Genomic DNA, 4,523 nt, shown 5'->3' on the forward strand with positions numbered 1-4,523 from the left:
ACGCCGACACCCTCGGCCCAGGCGGTGCCGTCGGCATCCGCCGAGAACGACTTGCAGCGGCCGTCCTCGGCGAGCCCCCGCTGACGCGAGAACTCGATGAAGGTGTGGGGAGTGGACATCACGGCGGCGCCGCCGGCGAGGGCCAGTGAGCACTCGCCGGAGCGCAGCGCGCGTACCGCCAGGTGCAGGGCGACCAGGGAGGAGGAGCACGCGGTGTCCACGGACAGCGCCGGGCCCTGGAGCCCGAGCGTGTAGGCCACGCGGCCCGACGCGACGCTGCCGGCCGTGCCGGTCAGGAAGTGGCCCTCGACCTCCTCCGGCAGCCGGCCGCCGCTTCCGTAGTCGTGGTACATCACGCCGGTGAAGACGCCGGTGTCGCTGCCGTGGAGCGAACCGGGCGCGATGCCGGCCCGCTCCAGGGCCTCCCAGGAGACTTCGAGCAGCAGTCGCTGCTGCGGGTCCATCGCCAGCGCCTCGCGCGGCGAGATGCCGAAGAAGGCGGGATCGAAGGCGGCGGCCTCGTGGAGGAAGCCACCGTGCCGCACGTAGGACGTGCCGGGGTGGTCGGGGTCCGGGTGGTAGAGACCGTCGAGGTCCCAGCCCCGGTCGGCCGGGAAGCCGGAGATCACGTCGCGCTGCTCGGCGACGACCCGCCACAGCGCCTCGGGCGAGTCCACCCCGCCCGGGAAGCGGCAGCCCATGCCGACGATCACGATCGGGTCGTCCTCGTCCGTGCGCGGCGCGACCGCGACGGCGGCGGGCTGCGGGGCGGCACTCTCGGCGCGTTCCCGCGCGAGCGCGAGCGTGAAGTCGACGACGGCGGCCGTCGTCGGGTGGTCGAAGACGAGGGTGGCCGGGAGCCGCAGACCGGTGGCGGCGTTGAGGCGGTTGCGCAGCTGCACCGCGAGGAGCGAGTCCACGCCCAGGTTCTTGAACGGCTGGTCCTGGTCGATCCCGTCCGCCGAGTCGCGGCCGATGACGGCGGCGAGCTGGGTGCGTACGAGGTCGAGCAGCAGGCGGCGGCCCTCCTCCTCGGACATCCGGCCGAGCCTGCGCCGCAGACCGGACTCGCCGGCCCGTCGCTGCGGGACCCGCACCAGCGAGCGCAGCACGGGGGACATGGTGCCGGCGAGCGCGTCGGCGCGCATTCCCGCCGGGTCGAGACGGGCCGGGACGAGCAGCGCGTGGTCGTCGGCGAGCGCCCGGTCGAGGAGTGCGAGGCCCTCCTCGGTGGAGAGCGGGGCGATGCCGCGGGTCGAGAGCGTGTCGTCGTCCAGGTGCCCGGTGAGGCCGGTGCGTTCGGCCCACAGGCCCCAGGCGAGCGAGGTCGCCGGGCGGCCGGTGGACCGGCGGCGGGCGGCGAGCGCGTCGAGGAAGACGTTGCCGGCGGCGTAGTTGGCCTGGCCCGGGTTGCCGAGGACGCCCGCCACCGAGGAGAACAGGACGAAGGCGGCGAGGTCCTGGTCCGCGGTGAGCTCGTCGAGGTGCGCGGCGGCGTCCACCTTGGGCCGCAGCACGGCGGTGAGCCGCTCCGCGGTGAGGGACCCGATCACGCCGTCGTCCAGCAGGCCCGCGGTGTGCACGACCGCGGTGAGCCGGACGCCGGACAGCAGCCGTGCGAGTGCGTCGCGGTCGGCGGTGTCGCAGGCGGCCAGCGTGACCTCGGCGCCCAGCTCGGTGAGCTCGGCCGAGAGTTCCTCGGCGCCCGGCGCGTCGGCGCCGCGACGGCTGACCAGCAGCAGGTGGCGGGCGCCGTGCTCGGTGACCAGGTGACGGGCGACCGACGCGCCGAGCACGCCGGTTCCGCCGGTGACGAGGACGGTGCCGTCGGGGTCGAGCCGGCCGCTGTCGGGACCGGCGACGGTGCTGGTGTGCCGGACCAGCCGCGGGGCGAGGGCTTCGCCCGCCCGGAGGGCGAGCTGGGGCTCGGTGAGCACGGCGCCCGGCACGGTGTCGGCCCGGAGCTCCTCGTCCGAGTCCAGCAGGGCGAAACGGTCGGGGTGCTCGGACTGGGCGGTCCTGATCAGGCCCCACACGGTGGCCTGGGCGGGGTCGGTGACCTCGGGGCCTGCGGCGCCCTCGGTCAGCACCAGGAGGCGGGAGCCGGTGAAGCGGGGGTCGGCCAGCCACTCCTGGACCAGGCCGAGGGCCCAGCCCGCCGCCCGGTGTGCGGCGTCGGCGAGTCCGGCACTCGTGAGGGCCGGGTCCTGCGGCGCGTCCGGACATCGCTCGTCGCCGGGACATCGCTCGTCGACCGGACATCGGACGGCGACCACCTGCGGCACCGGGTCCGGCACCTCGGCCAGGTCCGTGACCAGGCACGCGTCGACGCCGGCCGGGCCGGCCGGCACCGCCTGCCAGTCCAGCCGGAACAGCGCGTCGGCGCCGCCGTGGGCGGCCAGGTCGGCGGTGAACGGCCGCATGGTGACGGACTCCGCGGACAGCACGGGCTTGCCCGAGCTGTCGGTGACGCGCAGGGTCACGCCGTCCTCGCCCCGCGCACCGAGCCACACCCGCAGCGCGTCCGCGCCCTCGGTGTGACGGGTGACGCCGGACCAGGAGAAGGGCAGGACGGTACGGCTGTCCTCGCGGAGCAGACCGACGGCGTGCAGGGCCGCGTCGAGGACCGCCGGGTGGAGCCCGAAGGAGGCGGCGTCGAGTTCGGCGGGCAGGCTCACCTCGGCGAACACGTCGCGACCGGAGCGCCAGGCGGCCCGGAGGCCCTGGAATGCGGGGCCGTAGTCGTAGCCCGCTTCCGCGAGCGCGTCGTAGCGGGTCTCGACGTCGATCTCCTGGGCGCCGGGGGGCGGCCACTCGACGAGGTCGAAGTCCGCGGCGTCGTCGTCGAGGTCGAGCACCGCCGCGGCGTGCCGCGTCCACGGGGCACCCGGGTCCGCGTCCTGCGACCGGGAGTGCACGGCCAGCTCCCGCTGCCCGTTCGCGGCCGGCGGCTCGACGGTCACACGGAGCTGTACGGCTTCGCCGGGCGGAAGCACCAGCGGTGCCTGGAGGGTGAGTTCGGCGAGCCGTCGCCAGCCCATCCGGGCGCCCACGGCCATCGCGAGTTCGAGGAACGCGGTGCCCGGCAGCAGCACGGTGCCGTGCACCGCGTGGTCGGCGAGCCACGGCTGCGTGTCCAGGGCGAGCCGCCCCGTGTACACCAGCCGGTCCTCCTCGACGAGCTCGACCACCGCACCGAGCAGCGGGTGCCCGGCCGAGGCCAGGCCGAGGCCGCGGGCGTCGGTCGATGCGGGTTCGGTCTCGAGCCAGTAGCGCCGGCGCTGGAAGGGGTAGGAGGGCAGCTCGACGGTGCGGGCGCGGTAGGGCTGGAGGAGCGTGGGCCAGTCGACGGTGACGCCGTGGCTCCAGGCCTGGGCGGCGGATTCCGCGAAGCGGTGGAGGCCGCCGGTGTTGCGGTGGAGGGTGCCGACGGCGGCGGCGCTGTGGCCGAGTGCCTCCAGGGTCTCGGTGATGCCGTTGACGAGGACGGGGTGGGCGCTGACCTCGATGAAGACGACGTCGGGTGCGGCGAGTTGTTCGATGACCTCGGCGAGCCGGACGCGGCTGCGGAGGTTGCGGAACCAGTAGGCCCCGTCGAGTTCGCGGGTGTCGATCGCGCCGGCGGTGACGGTGGAGTGGAAGGCGATGCGCCCTGACTGCGGGCTGACGTCCTTGAGTTCCTCCGCCAGGGTGTCGCGGATCTCGTCGACGTGTGCGGAGTGGGAGGCGTAGTCGACGGGGATGCGGCGGGCCCAGATGTCGTGGGCTTCGCAGTGGGTGAGGAGGGCGTCGAGGGCGTCGGGTGTGCCGGCGACGACGGTGGAGGAGGGGCCGTTTACCGCCGCTACGGAGATCTGGCCGGAGTAGGTGGTGAGGAGTTCTTCGGCCTGGGTTTCGGGGATGCCGAGCCAGGCCATGCCTCCGCCGCCGGACAGGACGCGAAGTGCCTTGGAGCGCAGGGCGACGACGCGGGCTCCGTCTTCGAGGGTGAGTCCGCCGGCGACGACGGCGGCGGCGATCTCGCCCTGGGAGTGGCCGACGACGGCCATGGGGTGGACGCCGTTGGCGCGCCAGAGGGCGGCGAGGCCGACCATCATGGCCCAGGAGGCGGGCTGGACGACGTCGACCCGGTCGAGACCCGGAGCGTCCTCGTCACCGCGCAGGACCGCGGTCAGGGACCAGTCCACGAATGGCGTCAGCGCCGTTTCGCACTCGGCGATGACACGGGCGAACTCGGGGGAGGAGTCCAGCAGTTCGGTCGCCATGCCGACCCACTGCGAACCCTGACCCGGGAACACGAACACGGCACGGGACGAGGACACCCCGTTGACGCCCTCGGCCTCGCCGGACGCCAGCGCGTCCAGGCCCGCGAGCAGACCCTCCCGCCCGTCCGAGCCGGACACCACGGCCCGGGTCTCGAAGGCGGAACGTCCGGTGGCGAGGGAGTGGGCGACGTCGGCCGGGCTCAGCTCGGGCCGTGCCCGTACGTACGCGGCGAGCTGACCCGCGGCCTCGGCCAGCGC

General features: G+C 74.8%; 1 protein-coding gene. It reads right to left on the reverse strand.

The window, feature by feature from the left end; translation table 11 throughout:
* On the reverse strand, positions 1–4,523 hold a 4,523-nt coding region (locus ACFVGS_RS37325; RefSeq protein WP_385696926.1), incomplete at both ends, for an SDR family NAD(P)-dependent oxidoreductase.

This window comes from Streptomyces sp. NPDC127114 (assembly GCF_042677525.1).
Taxonomy (GTDB): domain Bacteria; phylum Actinomycetota; class Actinomycetes; order Streptomycetales; family Streptomycetaceae; genus Streptomyces.